Consider the following 20,277-nt stretch of genomic DNA (forward strand, 5'->3'; position numbering starts at 1 on the left):
ATCACTCGCTTCGGCCCACGAGAGCGCGAAAAAGATCCACAGAGATTTCCGGATCAAATTTGACAAAACGCCTTGTTGCATCAAAATCGACCGGTTGGAGCCGACGTAATCGATGTAGCATTGTTCGAACAAAATTCATACGACAGTCCCGACGTGACAGCGCGATCCAACTTCTTAACTCATCATCTATTTCAGCATCTTCCGACACTATCTTCAACATAATCGATTGATCGAGGGCGACGCGCAACGAGCGCTTCGTCCCCCAAACCGACTTCGCTATTAACCCGACACCTTCCCCATATTCAGCCTCACACCGTGAAGAGAAGATTACCTGTGAGCGTTCAGTCGTCGTGCAAAACCACGTCAGAAGATCCTCTGATGCTGTCAGATCCGTTCTAAATCGTGCGCTACCCAGCGATCTACGTGGCAGAACTACAGTCGATGTCCCAACGATCGTCTCTTGAATTAGATCTCTTCTAAACTTTTTATTGTATTTGTAGAGATTAGTACCGATGTCTATCGAAACGTGCTGATCAAACTGAATATTGCTACGTTCAAACCTCGTTTGTTTTACTCCCGGCCGCGTAAAATCTGCGAAATAGAAATCTGCCCCGCTATCAAGAGCAATGTTTGCATTTTCCAGATGTCCAGGGTGCCAAGCGTCATCCGGGTCAAGAAATGCGATCGCGTTGATCCTGTCGGGCATGGCGTCGAGCGCGCGATTTCGGGCCGCAGAGACGCCTGCATTGCTTTGCTCAATCAATACGATGTTTCTGCGCTCCGCTTCAGAGAACGTCCCAAGCTCGAGCTTGGCCGGATGCGGCGAACCATCGTCCACAACAACAATTAGCAGCGTTTCGAGGCCGGTCTGATCAAGCGCGGAACGGACGGCCCGCGCTAGCAAACCAGGAGTACGCTGAAAGTATGGTATGACTACGCCGAGCGTCATATTTTGATCCTAAGGCGAAACATTAAATTTGCTACAATTAAACTAACCTAAGTCGTTTAAACGTACTCTCTGCAAGACGTGCATAAGATCAAAGTTGCCTGCAAGGTCAAGCGACAGGTCTCGATGAGAGTTATCCGGAGATTGAATGACATAATTGTTATTACCGATCCGTGTACAATGGCCTTCTGAAACCATTTTTTCCGCGATCAGACGAACATCTCCCCGACATTTCTTATGCCAATACCGAATGCCGGTTCCATGATCATAGTAATACCCGTTCCGTGCGGCAGCCATATCTGCCGAGCACGATGGGTGCTTCCAAATATCCATCCACCAGCCGGCAGCATTTTCGAACTGGCTGCGGCTTGCTGCCCTGGTGGTACATCCAACCAATTCCCAATAGCGACGGGCCTTGGGATAGAGAAAAGCCAGATTCCCTTCTTTCGGGGCGACCGCCGCGGTTGCGCCATCCGGCAGGGCCGCGAACTGATCGGCCAATGTGCGCATCACGTCGCGCCGCACCAGTAAATCGGAATGCCAGAATGCCAATCGATCACAAAAGAGAAAGACGAACTCCATCGGAAAATGCATCCACATCGTAGGCAGTTTGAAATGAGCATTGAAATCGATGCAGATCGCCCCTTCAACCAGTGGCGGGGGGCCGACGCGCGGATCGTATCCGACGACCGGGGTCCAACCGACTTCGCGCACCAGTTTCTGCTGTATCAGGCACCAGGCCGGATCTACATTCCAGCACAGCCACGCGCGTTCAACGCCGGCCAGGGCTTTTGCCCATGGCGCGGCGGCAACCTCGATCTCAGCCATATTGAACGCCTCCCAATGGCCGTTGCCCAGGATGTAGCGCCATTCCTCAGTTGTGCGAGTCTTGGACACTTGCCCCTCCGGATTTAATCGAGCCAGCCGCCCGCAACATCAGTTCGTTCGGAGATTGCGCCGATATGAAGCGCGACAGGCGTGTTTTGGCATCCGCCGCGCCACCATCCACCTCCAACACCACCGCCATCGGCTGCGTCGGGTGGCCGAACAAATCCGTCCAGGCCAGTTTCAACCGTGTGCGCAGATTGCCGTTGGTGCCGTGGCCGTCGATGAAGAGGGCGCTGGCGGTTGTGTGGTGGCCGCCTTTGGTGGTGACCAGGGTCCAGTCCGGCGGGTCGGCGCCTGGGATGTGGATGGTGCTGATGAAGGCTTCGCGGGTGTCTTGCAGGCTCAGGGCGCGCCGTGCGTCGAACACGGGTTTCGGGTCGGTGCGGGGTGGGAAGATCGCGATGGTGGCGGTGATGGCATTGGCGCAGGCGAGGTGGATGGCGCGGCCGCCGGCTGGCAGGGGTTCGGTGCCGGGTAGGCTGGTGCAGCCGGCGGGGGTGGGCGGCAGGGTGATGGGGGTGGCGGCGGCTGCGGCGCTGACGAAGGTTGCGAGGCCGACCACAATGATTGCGGCGGCTGGGATTGCCAGTGCGGGGCGGATGGTGCTTGCGAGTGCGGGGGGTGGTTCGCCTTCGACCGAGGCGGTGCCCGCACCGGGGCGTGCGCTGTCCTGGCGGAAGGGCAGGCCGAGCAGGATCAGGATGAACAGCACGATCGAGAAGAATATGTAGCCGTACAGCACGTGGTCGGTGGCACCCGCCTTGGCGCTGCCGAGCAGATGGCCGAGCAGCACGATGCCGAGGGCGCGAAATCCGTTCGCCACCACCGGCACCGCGACGCTGATGATGATGAAGGTGAGGCGCCGTCCGGTCGAGCGGAAGATCAGCAAAGCGTAGAGCACGCTGAAGGCGATGGCGGCGATCAGGAAGCGCAGGCCGGCGCAGGCTTCGGCGATGTGGAAGGCGCCCTGGGCGATCTCGATCGTGTAGCCGTGGCGGTAGTAGGCGATGCCGAGCAGGTTCAGCCCGATATCGACGAAATCGGTGGTGAATTGCTGGAGGGCGGGGACCAGGAAGCCGCCGAACGGGATGAGGAACACCAGATAGAGCAAGGGGGCGATCATGGCGCGGTAGACGCGCCAGCCGAGCACGCCGAGGATGAGCGCCTGGACCATGCCCATGGCGGCGAGCTGGCGGCCTTCCATCACGCCCAGGCGATCGGCCGCGAGCCAGAGGAGGGCGCAGGGGATGGCGAGGCCGATGGCGCGGGCGTTTGGCGCGGGGGTGAGACCGCGGAGGCGGCCCCGACGGTCCCACGCGAGCCAGATGGCGATCGGCAGGATCAGGAAGCAATGGTTATAGGCGGTGGATGCCGCCCAGACCTGCACCGCGGCGGCGATTTCGGCGTGGAAGACCAGGGCCATCAGCAGGAGGGCGGCGGCGAGCACGGTGAGCGCGCCGCGATAGCGTTGCGGTATGTGGCGTTGACCTGTGCGGGTGGTGGTGGCGCTCATGCGGGGATCTTTTGTGGGGATGGTTGGGTTGCGCCGAGCAGGGCATCGAGCGGGGCGAGGGTTTGTGCCCAGGAATGGTGCGCCTGCACGGCTGTGCGGGCGGCTTCGCCCATCGCCGCGTGGCGGCCGGTGAGGACGGCGGTGGCGTGCGCGATCCAGGCATCGGGCGTGTCGGCGACCAGGAGGTCGTGGCCGGGCACGGCATCGATGCCGGTGAAGGCGGCGTGGGTTGCGAGCACGGGGCGGGCCATCGCCATGGCTTCGAGCACCTTGTTCTGCACGCCGCGGCCGATGAGGAGCGGGGCGATCACGAGATCGGCATGGGCGAGGTAGGGCCTGGTGTCCGGCACGCGGCCGGTGACCTGCACCGCCCCTGCCCGCTCGAGCGCGCGGACCGCGGGGGCGGGGTTGGAGCCGACGATGACGAGCAACGGGTTCAGCGCGGCGAGTTTCGGCAGGATTTCGGTGGCGAACCAGACGACCGCTTCGATGTTGGGGCGGTAATCCATCGCGCCGGTGAACAGCAGGGTTTTTCGGTTGGCGGGGAACGGCCGTTGGTAATTTGGCGCGGGGGCGAAATAATCGAGGTCGACGCCGTTGCCGATCGCCATGGTGAGGCGGGCGGATTCGGGCGCGAGGGTTGCGAAATGATCGCGCTCGGCTTGCGAGACGAACAGGGTGCGGTCGAAGCGTTGGACGCAGGCGCGCTCGAAGGCGAGCAGGGTGCGGCCTTCGCGCGCCCAGACCAGGCGCTGCGGCCAGCGGGAGGTGCGGCCGTAGGCGGCGAATTTTTCGGAATCGATATCGACCATGTCCAGCAGATGCGGCGTGTTGGCAACGAGATCAGCATAGGGCGCCATTGCGGCGGAGTAGGCAATGACCCGTTCGATTTTGTGATCGCGCGCGGTGCGGCGAACCCAGTTGGCCAGGTGCTTGTCGTGGAAATAGCCGGTCAGCAGCGGCGCGCCGGGGCGGCAGCGGGCCAGGGCGCGCAGGCGGGCGCGGCTTGGGTCGAGGGGGATGCAGGCGAGGCTGGCGACGCGGGCGCGCAGGGATGGGATGTGCACCGCATCGGCCGGATCATCGATGAAGCAGCCGAGATGGATGCGGAAGTTGGCACGCAGATGCTCGATCATGTGAAAGGCGCGGATCTTGTCGCCCTTGTCGGGCGGGTAGGGAATCCGGTGGCAGAGATAGAGCAGGTCGCGCATGGTTCAGCCCAGGCCGCGCACGATGAACGGGCCGAGCGCGTTGGCGACCGGGCGGGGCAGGCGCTTCCAGAGTTCGATCTTGCGCTGGTATTTCGGGCTGAGCGGATTGGTGTCGGGCAGGGTGGCGCCGGGCTGGAGCAGGAATTGATAGCCGAGCGGGGTCGGCGTGAAGCCCCAGTTGGTCTTGAATTTATGCGGCCCGGTGTCGCGCTTGCTGCGGCCGAAATCGAATGTGCCGAGCCCGAGCGCGATGGCGCGGCGCATGACCTGCCAATACATGAAGTCATGGCCGCCCTTGCCGCGCGCCGCCGTGCCGCCGCCGGCGTAATAGGGCGAGATTTCGCCTTTGTAGGCGAACGACAGCACGGCGCATAAGGCGGTATCGCCGTCATAGACGGTCAGCACCTCGGCATCGGTGCCGAAACAGTCGAGCAGCAGGCGGAAATAGCGGGCGGGGAAGACCGGCGTGCCGAGATTATGCACGCTCTCGGCGTAGAGGCCGAAAAAGCGCCGCCAGTCCCGGTCGATCCGGCTGGTCAGGCCCAGTTCGATGCCTTTGCGGACCACCGCGCGCTGCTTGCGCGGGATCAATTTCAGGCAGACCTCTTCATCGGGCGGCAGGGCGCGGCGGAATGTGTCGTAGATCGGCGGCCCGGGCTGCCAGCCGGGGCGCTGGACCGGATCGTGGATGGTGCGGAGTTCGAGCGAATCCGCGCCGATCTGGCGCATCAGGGCGGTTGCCGCCTCGATCAGGGCTTCGATTACTGCATCATCCGAGCCGATCGGGCCGCCGTAGACGCAGAACGGGGTCGAGACCAGCGTGTTGCGGTGGAACAGGCGGGATTTCATGTGCACCAGCGGCAGCAGGCCGCAGATCGCGCCGGCGCGTTCGGCCAGCATGAAATAGGGGCGCTGGCCGAATGCGGTTTTGATGACGTCCTGCCAGGCGGCGCGGTGGAAAAAATGCCCGGCGGGATGCGCCAGCACGAAATCGTCCCAGCGGGTGCGATCGTCATCGGTCATGACGCGGCAGGTGATGCTCATGCGGCGGCGCGGGCGATGACATCGGCGAAGACGCGATCCATCCGGTCCCAGGTGAAATCGGCCAGCAGATCGTCGAGCCGTGCGGGCATGCGTGCCAGATTGACCCGGTGGCGGAAGCGCGACGACCATTTCGCGGCCGGCACGCTGGGTTGCGCGGGGTCGAACTCCCAGGGGTGGGAGTAGAAAATCGCGGGTCTGCCCTCACGCCGGTGCAGGTGGCGCACGCCGAACCGGTAGGCGGCGTAGGGCAGCAGCCGGAAATAGCCACCGCCGGCGCAGGGCAGGTTGCGGCCGAGCCATTGCACCGTGGTCATCGGGATTTCGACCAGGTTGCACGCCGCCGGCTGGTAGGGGCCGCGCGGCGCCGAGGGCGCGCCGTACAGGTCGTGACGGACCGGAAACACGCTGGAGCTGTAGGTATGGCCGGTTTCGGCCAGCACATCCCACGCCCAGGGGTTGCGCGGCCCGATCGAAAACGTCGGTGCGCGGTAGCCGGCGACGGCGACGCCGCCGATGTCTTCCAGGATCGCTTTCGCGCGCGTGAGATCGTCGCGGAACTGCTGCGGCGTGAGGTCGGTGACCAGTTGGTGGCCGTAGCCGTGGCTGGCGAGCTCGTGGCCGGCGGCGGCGATGCGGCGGATCAGCGCGGGGTGGCGTTCGGCGACCCAGCCGAGTGTGAAGAACGTCGCGCGCGTGCCGTGCCGCGCCAGGGCGGTGAGGATCAGATCGGTGTTGGCTTCGACGCGGCGGGGGATTTTGTCCCAATCGGCGCGATCGATCGCGCCGGCATAGGCCTGGACCTGGAAATAATCCTCGACGTCGATGGTCAGGGCATTGGCGATGGTCGCGGGCGCCGTCATCGTGGGTTCAGGGCTCATTGCGGGATTTGATGACCTGGAACAGGCGATCGACCACCTGGTCACCCTGATCGCGGCCGGTCTCGCCGGCGGTTACGGGTGGGATGGCGGCGGGCCGGCCTTCGAGGTCGGTTTCCAGCTCGCGCGCGATCGGGCCGACGATGTCGGCGGTGATTACCGGGTAGTGTTCGAGGGCGGCGTTCAGCAGGATGCGGCTGCACAACCGGTTGATCCGCCGCGGCAGGCCGCCGGTCGCATCGAAAATCGCATCGAGCGCGCCGGCGTCGAAAAAACCCTCGGCCTTGCCGCCGGCGGCGGTGAAGCGGTGCAGGATATAGGCCTCGGTATCCTCGCGGGTGAGCGGGCCGAGGTGGTAGGAGGCCAGAACGCGCTGGCGCAACTGATCGAGATCGGGGTGGGCGAGCAGGTCGCGGAACTGCGGCTGGCCGAGGAGCACGATTTGCACCAGCGCCTGGCCGCGCTCGGCCATGTTCGACAGCATGCGCAGTTCTTCGAGCGTCGCCGGGGCGAGACCCTGCGCCTCATCGACCACGATCAGGGCGCGGCGGCCGCGCAACCGGTCCGCGCGCCAGCGTTCCTTCAGGCGGAGCAGCAAGGTCGCCTTGTCACCGGCCGCCGACAGGCCGAAATCCGCGGCGATCAGGCGCAAGATGTCTTCGGCGTTGATCTGCGTGGTCGTGATGCTGGCCAGCCGGTAGGTCGCTTCGTTCAGCTGCGCCGTCAGCCGCTCGACCAGCGTGGTCTTGCCGGCGCCGACCTCGCCGGTGATGACCACGAACCCCTCGCTTTGCGCCAGGCCGAACAGCAGATGCGACAGCGCACGGCTGTGTTCGCTGCTGGCATAGTAATACCGATCATCCGGTGTGAGCCGGAAGGGCATGTCCGCCAGGCCGAGGTGTTCGAGAAACACGGTGCCCCTTTCAGAAGGTTTTCTGGATGCCGACGGTGAAGATTGTCTCCACGCCGTTGTTGCCGTAGCCGGAATAGCCGACGCCACCGCCGCCAAAGCTGTTATAGCCCTGGTTGGTCACGCTGATCTGCGTATTGGCATAGAGCGTGGGCGACACGCGGTAGGTGAGTGCGGCACTGGCGCCGTAGGTGGATGTGGTGGACGCGCCGAGCGCGGGGGACGAGGTGCGTCCGTAGTTGAGGTAGAACAGCGCGTTCAACCGTTCCGACAATTCGTGCGATTCCGACAGCGAGATCGAGGCGCTCTTCTGCGAGAAGCCCGCGAGCCCCGGCGATGTCGCGACCAGCGTATCCTGATAGGCCTGGAACGAGACCGAAACGACATCGCGCGCGAATTGCGTGGTGAGCGACGCGGAGAGCTGCTTGTTCTTTGTCAGGCCGGATTGCACGCTGAGGGACTGGTTGGTCAGCAGCACCGGCTGGCCGCTGAGGCCGCCGACCGGCAGGCCGACGCTGTTGACGCTGCTCGACGCGACGCCGAGGCCGACACCCTGTTGCTGGGTCGACAGCACTTCCGAATAGGACGCCGCCAGCGTGGTGCGCGCGGTCAATTGGTAATCGAACCGGATGTAAGGCGAATTGAAGCCGTACATATGCTGATACCGCGCCTTCAGCACGCCGCCCTCCGGAAAGCGGATGGTGGTGCCGATGCTCCAGGTCGCATCGCGGATCAGGGTCGGCGGGATGCCGGAATAGGCGATATCCTCGTAGCCGCCGGAGGCCGACAGCACCACGTAAGGGGTGAGAGCGTAGCGCAGCTTGTCGGCGATGAAATATTGATGCGCGCCGCTGAGCACGCCGGTGCCGTCATCCTCGGTCGCGGAAAAACTGGGTGTATCGTCGAACCGCTGGAAAAACGGGATCGTGGTGAAACTGCCGGCTTCGGTCTGCGCGAACAGATTATTGCTCCGAAAATACGGCTGATTGGCCCCGGGCAGATAGGCCGAAGCGCCGGACTGGCGGGTGTACTGCGCCGAATAAAACAGGTTGAGCGTGCCCAGGCGAAACACATCGTTGAACGAGGGTGTAACCGAATAGCTCTGCGTCAACGTGGTGTTGTTATTGTTGTAGATCGAGGTGCCACCGGGCGATAACCCGCCCGATGTCGCCTGATCCGTCGCATAGGCGCGTGCCTCGACCGTCAATGAGCGGGGCAGCAGCGTCGCATCGATCACGCCGTCGAGCGATTGATTGATGCCGTTGGATTGCGGCTGATTGGAATAGAACTGAATGCTTGGATTGTAGTCGAGCGTGAATGTCGTGCGTGGCGTTGCGCCGTTGATCAGCAGGCCAGGATTGATCGAGGTGACGAATTCATGGCCGTTGCGGCCGTTCCCGCCGTAGTTCCCGCCGGTCACGAACTGCTCGGATGCGCCGATCGAGGGCACGATCGTCAGAAACGGTGCCGGTGCCGCGCCGCCGCCCAAGCCGCCGGACCCGCTCCCGAACGCGCCCGATCCGGGTGCGTTCGACAAGGTACCGACATTGCCAAGCCGCACCGCGCTGCCGAACGGTGGCGCACCGCCGAGCGTTTCCAGCCCCGAAGCCGCGGGGTTCAAGGCAGTCGAGCCGCTCTGGGTGGGCGATGCCGCGGTGGCGTCGCTCGAGGATGACGCAACAGCGCCGCTACCGGTCCCGCCATCGGCGCGGGCCAGCCCGCAGGGTCCGGCGATGGCGACACCGGCCGCCAAAGCCATCCATGAAACGCTCGCTAAATTCCGACCTGCTCGCATCCCCAAACCTTTTCTTTTGCAACCTTAAGTACAGGAGCACGAAACGACGCGATGGACCAGTCAAACCGATCCGAAAGACCGACGACAGACCGCGCCGATCGATACGGGGCATCGGCCGCTCGGCATCACAATGCAAAACTGCCGCGGCCGCGCTGGGTCATGCGGTTGAGTACCAGGCTGATATTCGGGCAGGCATCGATCAGATCGAGCGCCCCTTCGACATCCTTGCGCCGTGTCTGCCCGGCCTCGACCACCAGGACGATCTGGCCGACGATCGCGGCTAGTTCCATCGGGTCGCTGTTGGACAGGCAGGCCGGGCTGTCGATGACCAATATGCTGTCGCGAAACTGGGTCGCCAGCCGCTCCACCAGGGCGCGCACCGGTTGGCGCGAGGAGAGATCGCTCCGCTCGTCGCCATCGGCGCCGCCGCCGATCGGGATGAACGTCAGATTATCGGGCTCGGTGGGAATGGCCAGCGCGTTGGCCAGTTGGCGCGGCGATACCGCGAGGTCCAGCAGTCCCGGCCGGGATTCCAGGCCGAAATGGCGCGACAGCGAATTGCCGCCGATATCGGCATCGATCAGCACCACGGGGCGATCGCCGCCTTCGGCAAGAATATTCGCGAGGTTGAGTGCCGTGAAACTCTTGCCCTCGCCGTGTTTCGCGCTGGTCACCATCACGACATTCGGACAGACGGCACCTGGACCGTCCGCCTTGCCGCCCATCGCACCGATCGACTGCAGAATGTGCTGGCGCACGATCCGGAATTCTTCACCCGCCTGATCGCGGCGGCCGCGAGCGACCACCATGCCGGCGTCCTCCATCGATTGACGTGAGATGATTTCACCCTTCGGCCCAACGGCTTGGCCACCGGGCACCAACAGACGCTCCTGGCGCTGCACCGGCACCTGCGCTTCGATGCGGGGCGGCACGAGTTCCACCGGCCGCAATGTCGCCTCGCGGTCCTTGGGGGCGACCGGCGGGGGACCGACCCGAGCCGCGGCACGATCGAGCCCCGCGATCGCGTCCGGCAGCAGCTCGGCCGCGACGCGCTCGGCAAGGTGGCGCGGCGTTTTGCTATTGATCATGCGAACCTCTGCATGAGAACGGTTCCAATCATGAATCCACTGAAAATAACGAACAACAGCGCCATGGCACCGGCGACCCGCAGGATCGGGCCCAGATGACTGGCCCGCTTGCGAATGTCGGAGATGCCGCCGATCACCGGTAAGCCGAGCTTTTTGAGATCATCGAGCGTTTCGTAGCGCCCTTCGAGTTCGGCCAGCAGCGCCGCGACCGCGACACCCGCGCCGACACCGAGCACGAGCACGGCACTCAGCAGCAACGGCCGGTTCGGGCCGACCGGCAGGCGCGGCACCTGCGGCGGGTTGATCACCTGCAATTGAATGCGGTTGGCATCGACATTGGCGGCCGCACCGATGCGCATCGCCTCGCGCCGCTCGATCAGGCTGTGGTATTCCTTCTGAAGCACCGAATAGTTGCGATCGAGATTGATGTATTTCGCTTCGATGCCCGGTTGCGACTGCGCCAGCGCCGACAAACGATCACGCTCGGCGGTCGAGGATTTTATCTGACGGCGCAGCGAGAACAAGGCTGTGTCGATCTTCAACAGTTCAAGGCGCAGTTGCTCATAGACCGGGTTGGCGATGGCCGGCGTCGCAACGCCGCCCACCGCAGGACCACCGCTTGCCATCCGCTTCAAGGCATCGACCTGACGCTGTGCGGCGATGACGCCAGGATAGGCATCGGTATATTGTTGCTTGAGTTCTGCCAGCCGCGATTCCGCCGCGGCGAGCCCTGCCCCGCCGCCGCCGCTCGACAGCGCCTGCGCGCCTGTCAGCAGCGGCTTCGTGCTTGCCAGTTGCTTTTCGACGATGCTGCGCTCGGCAACCGCGTCTTCGAGCGCGCCGTTCAACTGGCGAACTTTCGCCTGTTCCTGCTCGAACGCCGACACACCGTTCGCACCCGGCAGCAACTGCAGATATTTCGCCTGGAACGAGGCCCGTCGCTGTTCGAGCTGCTTCAGCTGGGTATGGAAATAGGTGATCTGGGAGTCCAGGAACGTCCGGGCATTGTCAATGTCGCCCTGGTTACGGACCGATGCGCGCTCGACATAGATATTGACCAGCCCCTGCACCACTTCGAAGGCTTTTTTCGGATTGGGGCTCTGGTAGTGGATGGTGAACAGATTATCGGTCTGCGGCACGATCTCGATTTGGCTGCGCAACCCCCGGATCATGGCTTCGCGCGCGCCGGGGCCCTGAGCATTGAGGCCGAGACCGGTCTTGTCGAGCAGTGTGTTGAGGTTGGGGTCGCTCAGCAAGGTCCGCTGCAGCAGGCTGAACTCCTCGCGCGTGTTGCCGTTGATCGCGATGCCTTCGAGCAGCGGCGTCAGCACCGGATCGGCCGCAACGTAAAGCTGAGCGCTCGATTCGTATTTCGGCGGCAGCGTCATCACGCCGGCCCAGCCGATCAGGCAGATCACCCAGGCCAGCGCGATGCCGAGCCAGCGTTTGCGCCATGCCCCACCGGCAACGCGCATCCCAAGAGCAATGACTTCATCCATCGGTCGGCCTCAGAACATCGTTTGCGGAATGACCAGAATATCGCCCGGCATGAGCGGGATATCCTGCGACATGTCGCCCTGGTTGATCAGCGCCCCGAGCCTGACCGGAATTTTCCGATCGCCCTGCGGTGTGCGGCGGATCACATAGGCGTCGTTGCCGGCGGCGAATTTCGGCAGACCGCCCATGTCGGTCACCAGATCCAGCATGGTGATATGATCGACATAGGGCACGGCGATCGGCTTGGAGCCGCCGCCGATTACCCTGATTTCCGACCCCATCATACCGTGAAAACTGTCGACAATGACGGTGACATTAGGGTCCCGCACGAATTTCGACAGTTTATGTGTAATTTCGACGCCGAGTTCCTGTGGCGTCTTACCCGCGGCGACAATCGAGGGGACCAGCGGGATGGCGATGCGGCCATCCGGACGAACCGGTATGCCGTGGACACTCAGATCAGGCGCACCATACACGAACACGCTCAACGTATCTGCCGGTCCGATCCGGTAGGGTAAAGCGGCCGTCGAAGTGGCTGGCGGTCGGACAGACCCGCTATCCGGTGCGGTACAGGCCGACAACGAGAGAACGCTCAGCGCGATCACCATCGGTCCGCGCCACATGCGGCTGGGCCGCGGGGGTTTGAGAGCGGTTGGAATGACAGAATTGTTAAGATAACCGTGATCTTGATCGGCTGACCGCGGACGCATTTGCAACCCTGACAACGGACCACCCTTTATACGTGTGTATTTCATCAAATTCTCTCAACTGAATGCGTACAAAAATCGGCGCCCTGGGAAGACAGCGGCCTCGTAAGCAGGATATTAGCATAACCGATGACGAGATGCGTTAACACCGCGAAAAACGCAACCTCATAAACGTCTTAAATTTGAGGCAATTTCAAAATCAGCTCGATATCAATTTAAAATATCAGTTCAATAATTTTCTACAATATGCGCTTCCTGGGCAGGTGTCAAAGACAAATTTTTCACTATCTGCCACCCGCAATTGACGTCGACGCGATGATTTGTTAACCAATGACGACCGTTAGTAACGACTTCAAAACCATCGAAGTATTATTTTAGAATTTGAGATGCGTAACAATTTTAGACAATTGTCTAGAAATAAAGATTTATAAGACATAGGTTTTGCTTTGCCTTGGTTGCCGCGGGTCAGCTCTGAGTATTCTTTGTCGGGTTTCGAACGGACGTCGCTACGAGGTCCCTGTTTTCGCCTTAATCGGTCGCTAATTGTCTAGCCTGGAATGAAGTTGTCGTTGCTCTTGATGGGAAGTTAACGCGAAAAACATTTTTGAAGTCTATTTTGTATTTTTGAATCGTGATTTTTATTCGGGGACGCTTCGCAACGCCATGAACTCAGCAAATTCGGCAATTGTATCATTCGGTGACATCAGGACGGAGCAGCCTGGTTCGGCGCCCAGTCAGATCACCTCGATCACCTGCGAAAACTTCCGCAACGCGGACGCCCAGGAACTCAAGCGCCAGGGCGTGACGACCATTGTCGTTCCGTCCGAATTTCGGTCTCTGGTCGATGACCAGACGCTGATCAAATGCCGTACCGTCGGCATCCGCGTGCTGAACGAGATCGAATTCCGTGAAATGTCGTCCAAATCGATCGATATCGATCTGCTGTCGAACGGCTGGCTGGCCTATGGCAACACGCTGGGCGGCGGCATTGCGCGCCGGATCATCGAGCGTGGCTTCGATGTTGTTTTGAGCTTGATCATTATGGTGCTGACGGCCCCGGTGCTGCTGGTGACCGCCCTGGCAATCAAGCTCGACAGCAAAGGCCCGGTGTTCTACCGCCAGACGAGGGTCGGGCTGTTCGGCCAACCGTTCGAAATCGTGAAATTCCGCAGCATGAAGGTCGATGCCGAACTGGCTGGTGCCCCGGTCTGGGCAACGAAGCGGGACTCGCGCGTGACGCGGGTCGGGGCGATCATCAGGCTGCTGCGGATCGACGAGCTGCCCCAATTGTTCAATGTCCTGAAGGGCGAGATGAGCGTGATCGGCCCCCGCCCCGAGCGGCCGCATTTTGTCGATAATCTGGCAGCGCAAATCCCGCACTACCGCGATCGCAGCGTCGCCAAGCCGGGCATTACCGGCTGGGCGCAGGTGAACTACCCCTATGGTGCCTCGGTCGAGGATGCGCGCAGAAAATTGGCGTATGATTTATACTATATTAAGCATCGCAGTCTTATGATGGATTTCCGGATTTGCGTCGCGACGATTCGCGTCATCCTCTTGCGAGAAGGCGCTCGCTGACCCCGCGGCGGGCGATGGTTCAGCTATGACGATCATTGCAATCGTCTACGTCTGCGTTGCGATCACGTACGCGATCCTTGGCGCCGGCCTGTTCGCCTGGCGGCGCACCAAGGGTGTCACGATCGCGGCCGGCCTGACCGCGCTCTGGGCGATCAGCTTCCTGATCGCGCCCGTGTTGCAGGACGCTGCCTGGTTCCTGCAGGCTGCCGGGTGGATCGGCGCGCTCGGCGCACTCGAGCGGCGCTTCACCGCAGCGCCGGATTCGCGGATGCGCGCCGCCATCCGCATCATGATCGGGTTTGGCGTCGCCAGTGCCGCGGTTGCCGCGTTCGGCGGCCTGACCGCCTCGTTTCAAATCGATGGGCTCGTGATTGAGGCGCGGTTATTTTTCGCCCTGGTCACGCTGATCCTGATCGAAAACATCTTTCGCAACGCCGATGAAGATATTCGCTGGCACATCAACCTGCCGCTCATCGCGATCGCGACAATGGCGCTGTTTACCTTCCTGCTCTACGGCGATGCCATCATCCACAAGCGCCTGTCGGCCAGCCTGATCCAGGCGCAGGCCATCGTGTATATCATCGTGCTGCCGCTGTTCATTGGCACTGAACGGCGGATGCGCCGCTGGCGCAACAAGGTGCAGATGTCGCACGGTGCCGCGTTTTACACCAGCAGCCTGATCCTGGGTGGCTCGTTCCTGGTCGGGCTCGGCATTACCGGCAGCCTGTTGCGGCGCTATGGCAACGACTGGGGCTCGGTGCTTGAAATCGCGCTGGTGTTCACCGGCATCGTGCTGGTTTCGGTGCTTGCGAGTTCCGGTTCCGCCCGCTCCAAGCTGCGTCATACGATCGTTACCAATTTCTTTGCACAGCGCTACGATTACCGGCGCGAATGGCTCCGGTGCATCGAAACTCTCGCGGCAGTCGAGCAGGGCGGGCTGCCGCAGCGGGTCATCAAGGCGCTGGCCGATACGATCGACAGCCCTTCCGGCGTACTGCTGCTGCGCGATGCCGCATCTGAGGCGTTGACGCTGACGAACGCCGGCGAATGGAACATGCGCAGCCCCTACACGCCGATCGATCAAGCCCATCCGCTGGCCGCAGCCCTCGCGCGCGACGGTTTCTGCCGGCTCGATACCGCAGCACCACCGATCACGATCGATACCGAGCCGGCCTGCTGGCTCGCGGTGTCGCTGCCCGACCCGCGCTCCTCGGTGCCGCTCGGCATGGTTCTGCTCGGCGCACCACGGGTTGCCGCCCCGCTGGGCGATGAATCCCTGGCGCTGCTGCGAGTCATTGCACGAGAGATTTCCCTGATGCTGGCCGAGCGCCGCGCCGCCGAGGCTTTGGCCGAGGCCAGGCGGTTTGCCGCCGCCGGGCAGCGCTTTGCCTTCGTCGCGCATGATATCAAGAACGTCGCCAATCAGCTCGCGCTGCTGGTCTCGAACGCCGATCATCATATGGACGATCCCGAATTTCGCGACGACATGATGGCGACCCTGCGCGGCTCGGTCGGCAAAATCCAGTCGATGCTGACGCGGCTGAAATCGCCGGAAATCCAGCCGCCGATGCGCCTTGATGCGGCCGGCCGGCTGCGCGGCCTCGGGACGGCCGCGTGGTCGAAGGGCGCGGTCGGCGTGGTGCTGGACATCGATGACCGCAGCGGCGACATCGCGATGGAGCCCGCCGCCTTCGATGCGGTGATGAACCATTTGATCGACAACGCGATCGAAGCCTCGGCCGCCGGCGAAATCGTGTCCGTCCAGGTCGAGCACGCGGCCACGACCCTCGCGATCACAATTACGGATCGGGGCGTCGGCATGTCCGACAGCTTCATCCGCGATCAGTTGTTTCGCCCCTTCACCTCGTCAAAAGCCAACGGCTTCGGGCTGGGCGCCTTTCAGGCGCGCGAACTCGTACACGCCGCCGGCGGCACCTTCACGGTTTCCAGCACCGTCGGTATCGGCACCGTGATCAGATTGACCTTTCCCATCCTTGACCCGGCCGCTCACAATGTGAAACTCCTGCTCGCATGACCGCTCCGGACCGCGACAAACTTCTGGTCGTCGAAGACGACGACGGGCTCTGCCGGCAATACCGCTGGGCGTTTCCCGGCCGCACCGTGCTGACCGCGAATTCCCGCGCAGAGGCGATGGAGGTGCTCGAACGCGAGCGGCCGGCGGTCGCGGTGATCGACCTCGGTCTGCCGCCGGACCCGGATGGCGTGACCGAGGGTTTCGCGACGCTGCATGATCTGCTGGCAATCTGCCCGGACATGAAGGTGATCGTTGCGACCGGCAACGGCGCCAAGCGCAACGCGATCCACGCGATCGGCCACGGCGCGCATGATTTTTATGAAAAACCGGTCGATATCGATGTGCTCCGGCTGATCGTCGAGCGCGCGTTCCGCCTGTTCGATCTGGAGGCGGAGAACCGCGCGCTCGGTGCCATCGCCGGGTCCAGCCCGATCAAGAGCGTGATCACCGCGGCGGATTCGATGCTGAAAATCTGCCGCGACATCGAAAAACTCGCGCAGACCGATGTGCCGGTGCTGCTGCTGGGCGACAGCGGGACCGGCAAGGAGGTGCTCGCGCGCGCCCTGCACGACCTCAGCCCGCGCGCCGGCGGCCCGTTCATCGCGATCAACTGCGGCGCGATTCCCGAGCATCTGCTGGAAAGCGAGTTGTTCGGCCATGAGCGCGGTGCCTTCACCGGCGCGGTGCGCCAGACCCTGGGCCGCGTTGAGCTCGCGCAGAAAGGCACGCTGTTCCTCGATGAAATCGGCGACCTGCCGATGAGCCTGCAGGTGAAGCTGCTGCGCTTCCTGCAGGAACACGTGATCGAGCGGGTCGGTGGGCGGAAATCGATCCCGGTTGATGCGCGCATCGTGTCGGCGACCAACCAGAACCTGGAACAAAGGGTTGAAACCCAGCAATTCCGGATGGATCTGTTCTACCGGCTCAACATCGTCTCGGTGCGCATTCCGCCGCTGCGCGAGCGGCCGGGGGATGCCGTGCTGCTCGGGCGCTACTTCCTCGCCCGGTTCGCCCGGGAATCCGGCCGGCGCGTCATTGGCCTATCGGAGGAGGCGGTCGCGGCCCTCGCGGCGCATCCCTGGCCGGGCAATATCCGCGAGCTGGAAAATCGCATCCGGCGCGGTGCGATCATGGCCGAGGGGCGCTTTGTCGAACCGGCCGACCTTGAACTCGCGCCGGCCGATGCCGCGGTGATCGATTTACGAACCGCCCGCCAGCGCGCCGAGCGTGAGGCGATCCACATCGCCATCGCGCATTCGCAGGGCTCGATCGCCACGGCCGCCCGGCGGCTCGGCGTCAGCCGGCCGACGCTCTACGCACTCATCGAGTCGCTCGGCATCGCCGATCTCGTCAAAGCCGGATATTCGAACGACCAATCCGAACCGATTACGGAATCAGAAGCCCAATGAAACATCTCTATCGCAGTCTTATCCTCGCAACGCCGCTGGCCTTCTCGGCCATCAGCCTCGCCCATGCCGATCCGGTCTCGCGCGCGCAGGGCTATATGGCGCAAGGCAAGCCGCGCGACGCCATGCTGGTGCTGCGCAATTACCTGCGCAACCACACCACCGATGGCCCGGCCAATTTCATGCTGGCGAAGCTCGATCTCACACTCGGCAGTCCGGTGTCGGCCGAACGTGAGGCACGCGCTGCGCGCGCCGCGCACTATCAGCCCAACCGCGCGCTGACCCTGTTGCTCGATTCCTACCTGGCGCAGCGGCGCTACATCGATCTGCTGCATGATTTCCCGCTCGGCACGGCGACCGGCGATGCCGGTGCCCGCATCGAACTCGGCCGCGCCGCCGCCGAACAGGCGCTGCAACAGCCGGATCGCGCGACCGCCGACCTCGCCAAGGCGAAGAATTTCGACGACAAACTGCCCGCGGTCTGGCTGGCGCTGCAAACGGCGGCGCTCAGCCATGGCGATACCAAGGCCGCGGCCGACGACCTTGCGCACGCCAAGGCGCTCGACCCGAACGATCACCAGGTGGTGCTCGCGGAAGCGCGCGCAGCGCTTGCGGGCGGCCAGCCGAAAGACGCCATCGCTGCGCTCAATGCGCTGCTGGCCAAGGACCCGAGCGACCTCACTGCCCGGCTGACCCTGGCGAACGCGCTGATCGCCACCGGGGAGCCCGCGCAGGCGCAGACGGAGATTTCCACGGTTCTGAAACTCGCCCCCGGTTCGGTCGGCGCACTCTACCTGCAGGCCGGTCTCTATGTCAGCCACCAGAAATGGAAACAGGCCCAAGCCGTTCTGCAACGCCTGTCGCCGATCATGGCGGAGCTGCCAGGTGCCTATTTCCTGCAGGCGGAAACGCTGCTGCATCTCGGTGAGTTCGGCGCGGCGCAGCAGGATGCGGCGCATTACGTGGCGCATGTGCCGGGCGATCCGGCGGGGCGGCGCCTGCTCGCGGCACTGGCGCTGAAAAATCATCATCCGCATGTCGCCCTCTCGACGATCGAGGCCGCAGGTGCGGCAGCGAAGCAGGATTTCGGCATGACGATGCTGCATGCCGCTGCGGAACAGGCGATCGGCAACATCGCGCAGGCCAAGACCGACCTGACTTTGGCGGCCAGCCTGGCGCCCAAAAGTCCCGAGCCGCTGGCACATCTCGGTCAGATCGATCTGGCGATCGGCGATGTGCATGGCGCGACGGCAGCCTTTCAGAAGGCGGTGGCGCTCAGCCCATCCGATCCAATTTTGCAGGCAGCACTTGCCCAGGCGGCGATCGCCAGCGGCAATCAACCGGTTGCAACCGCGGCGATCGCGCAGCTCGATCATCTGAAAGGCCCGTCCGCCGGCGCGATGCTGGCGGCGGAACTGCATCTTGCCGCGTTCGACCTGCCGGCGGCACAGGCGGATTATCAGACCACGCTGAAGGCGCAGCCGGGCAATGTCGGCGCGATGCTCGGCCTCGCCCACATCGCCCTGCTGCAGGGCCATCAGGCCGAGGCGATCGCCATGACGACCAAGGCGGTGAAGGCCGACCCGACCAATCAGGCGGCGGTCTCGGCCCTGGCATCGCTGCTCGCGAGCACCAACGATTTTGCCAAGACCAATACGGTTCTGCAGGCTGCGCACAAGGCGGCCCCCGATAATCCGGTGTTTATCGCCGATATCGCGAGCCTCGATATCCGCCTGAAAAAACTCGATCAGGCGAAGGCGCTGCTCGATGGCGTCGATCCGAAGCTGCAGAACAACCCGACGATCCTGGCCGCCCAGGCGCAGGTGGCGCTCGCGCGCAAGGATGTGCCTGGTGCCAAGACCGATCTGGCCGCGCTGATCAAACAGAATCCGCAAAACCTGGCCGCCAGGCTGGCGCTGATCCGGCTCGATGTCAGTTCCAAAGATCCGTCCGGCGCCGATGCGGTTCTCGCCGAAGGGCTCAACCTGGCACCAACCAACCCGACGCTGCTGCAAACCAAGGTCGGGCTGGCGTTCAAACAGGGCGGCATGACGGCGGCACTCGCGACCGCCAACAAGCTGGCGGCGGACCCTGCGCATCAGCCGGCGGCGTTGGTGTTGCCCGGCAAGCTCTATCTCGCCAATCACCAGCCCAAGCAGGCGGTTGCGGCGCTGCAGGCGGCGGCACAATCGCATCCCTCCGCCCAGATTGCGCTTAACCTCGCCGAAGCGCAGGCGATCAGCGGCGATCCGCAGGCGGCAAGGGCGACGCTCGATGCCGCGATCAAGACCTATGGCCCGTCGCCGGCGCTGGAAAATGCCGCCGGGCAGGTCGCGCTGGCGGCCAACGACCTGCCGGGCGCTGCGGCGCATTATCAGAGCGCGCTGAACAAAGCACCCAACGATGTGCTGGCGCTGAACAACCTCGCGTGGATCGCCGGCAAGCAGAAGGACAAAGCTGCCGCCGGTCTGGCCGCCCGCGCCTATGCGATCAGCCCGACGCCGCAGATCGCCGATACGCTCGGCTGGATTCTTGCCAAGCAGGCGAACAACACAGCCCAGGCGCTGGTGCTGCTGGATCAGGCCCATCAGGGGATGCCGAACGATCCCAGCGTCGCCTATCATTACGCCACGGTGCTGGCCGAATCCGGCGACAAGACCAAAGCAGCCGCCGTGCTCAAGCCGGTGTTGGCCGACAAGGCACCGTTCCCGGACCGGACGGCGGCGGAGAAGCTCGATGCCAGCCTCACGAAATCCTGAGCTGACGATCGGACGGGCCACGCCA

15 protein-coding genes are annotated in these 20,277 nt (G+C 63.3%); 4 read left to right on the top strand and 11 right to left on the bottom strand.

Features of this window, described 5'->3' with window-relative positions:
- Position 1: 1 nt before the first annotated feature.
- The 11 genes from BW994_RS13715 to BW994_RS13765 all read right to left on the bottom strand — a co-directional run bounded on the left by BW994_RS13715 (position 2) and on the right by BW994_RS13765 (position 12,390).
- Positions 2 to 949 (bottom strand): glycosyltransferase family A protein, encoded by a 948-nt coding sequence (locus BW994_RS13715; protein ID WP_076454643.1) that lies wholly within the window; start codon positions 947 to 949, stop codon positions 2 to 4.
- A gap of 42 nt (positions 950 to 991) precedes the next feature.
- The gene (locus BW994_RS13720) at positions 992 to 1,843 is read right to left on the bottom strand and encodes a hypothetical protein (RefSeq protein WP_029313100.1); all 852 of its coding nucleotides are present in this window, start codon (positions 1,841 to 1,843) and stop codon (positions 992 to 994) included.
- Entirely contained in the window at positions 1,821 to 3,347 is a 1,527-nt protein-coding gene (xrtA, locus tag BW994_RS13725) for an exosortase A (RefSeq protein ID WP_051657537.1), read from the bottom strand. The genes BW994_RS13720 and xrtA overlap by 23 nt, the downstream gene beginning before the upstream one ends.
- Positions 3,344 to 4,558, bottom strand: a complete 1,215-nt coding sequence (locus BW994_RS13730) for a TIGR03087 family PEP-CTERM/XrtA system glycosyltransferase (protein ID WP_035229948.1) — start codon at positions 4,556 to 4,558, stop codon at positions 3,344 to 3,346. Before BW994_RS13730 ends, xrtA begins: the two co-directional genes overlap by 4 nt.
- 3 nt (positions 4,559 to 4,561) lie before the next feature.
- Entirely contained in the window at positions 4,562 to 5,602 is a 1,041-nt protein-coding gene (locus BW994_RS13735) for a FemAB family XrtA/PEP-CTERM system-associated protein (protein ID WP_029313097.1), read from the bottom strand.
- Positions 5,599 to 6,480, bottom strand: a complete 882-nt coding sequence (locus tag BW994_RS13740) for an XrtA system polysaccharide deacetylase (protein WP_245801580.1) — start codon at positions 6,478 to 6,480, stop codon at positions 5,599 to 5,601. Before BW994_RS13740 ends, BW994_RS13735 begins: the two co-directional genes overlap by 4 nt.
- Complete coding sequence (locus BW994_RS13745; protein ID WP_051657536.1) at positions 6,470 to 7,390, bottom strand: ExeA family protein; 921 nt, start codon at positions 7,388 to 7,390, stop codon at positions 6,470 to 6,472. Before BW994_RS13745 ends, BW994_RS13740 begins: the two co-directional genes overlap by 11 nt.
- Before the next feature lie 10 nt (positions 7,391 to 7,400).
- Entirely contained in the window at positions 7,401 to 9,146 is a 1,746-nt protein-coding gene (locus BW994_RS13750) for a porin family protein (RefSeq protein WP_051657535.1), read from the bottom strand.
- A 161-nt stretch (positions 9,147 to 9,307) separates the two neighbouring features.
- A complete protein-coding gene (locus BW994_RS13755; RefSeq protein WP_051657534.1) occupies positions 9,308 to 10,270 on the bottom strand; it encodes a P-loop NTPase in 963 nt (320 codons plus the stop codon).
- Positions 10,267 to 11,769: an XrtA system polysaccharide chain length determinant gene (locus BW994_RS13760; RefSeq protein WP_029313092.1), complete on the bottom strand. Its 1,503-nt coding sequence runs from the start codon at positions 11,767 to 11,769 to the stop codon at positions 10,267 to 10,269. The genes BW994_RS13755 and BW994_RS13760 overlap by 4 nt, the downstream gene beginning before the upstream one ends.
- A gap of 9 nt (positions 11,770 to 11,778) precedes the next feature.
- Positions 11,779 to 12,390 carry an XrtA/PEP-CTERM system exopolysaccharide export protein gene (locus BW994_RS13765; RefSeq protein ID WP_029313091.1) on the bottom strand — a complete coding sequence of 204 codons (612 nt, stop codon included), beginning with the start codon at positions 12,388 to 12,390 and terminating at the stop codon, positions 11,779 to 11,781.
- A 747-nt stretch (positions 12,391 to 13,137) separates the two neighbouring features.
- Between BW994_RS13765 and BW994_RS13770 the strand changes: the two genes are divergently transcribed.
- From BW994_RS13770 to prsT, 4 genes are read left to right on the top strand one after another with little or no spacing between them, the layout of a single operon-like run.
- The gene (locus BW994_RS13770) at positions 13,138 to 14,052 is read left to right on the top strand and encodes an exopolysaccharide biosynthesis polyprenyl glycosylphosphotransferase (protein WP_051657457.1); all 915 of its coding nucleotides are present in this window, start codon (positions 13,138 to 13,140) and stop codon (positions 14,050 to 14,052) included.
- Positions 14,053 to 14,077: 25 nt separating this feature from the next.
- Positions 14,078 to 16,087, top strand: coding sequence for an XrtA/PEP-CTERM system histidine kinase PrsK (prsK, locus tag BW994_RS13775; RefSeq protein ID WP_051657458.1), 2,010 nt, complete (start codon positions 14,078 to 14,080; stop codon positions 16,085 to 16,087).
- Positions 16,084 to 17,496 (top strand): PEP-CTERM-box response regulator transcription factor, encoded by a 1,413-nt coding sequence (gene prsR, locus BW994_RS13780; RefSeq protein WP_029312644.1) that lies wholly within the window; start codon positions 16,084 to 16,086, stop codon positions 17,494 to 17,496. The genes prsK and prsR overlap by 4 nt, the downstream gene beginning before the upstream one ends.
- Complete coding sequence (prsT, locus tag BW994_RS13785) at positions 17,493 to 20,252, top strand: XrtA/PEP-CTERM system TPR-repeat protein PrsT (RefSeq protein WP_029312645.1); 2,760 nt, start codon at positions 17,493 to 17,495, stop codon at positions 20,250 to 20,252. Before prsR ends, prsT begins: the two co-directional genes overlap by 4 nt.
- Positions 20,253 to 20,277 lie beyond the last annotated feature (25 nt).

Source organism: Acidiphilium rubrum, from assembly GCF_900156265.1.
Taxonomy (GTDB): domain Bacteria; phylum Pseudomonadota; class Alphaproteobacteria; order Acetobacterales; family Acetobacteraceae; genus Acidiphilium; species Acidiphilium rubrum.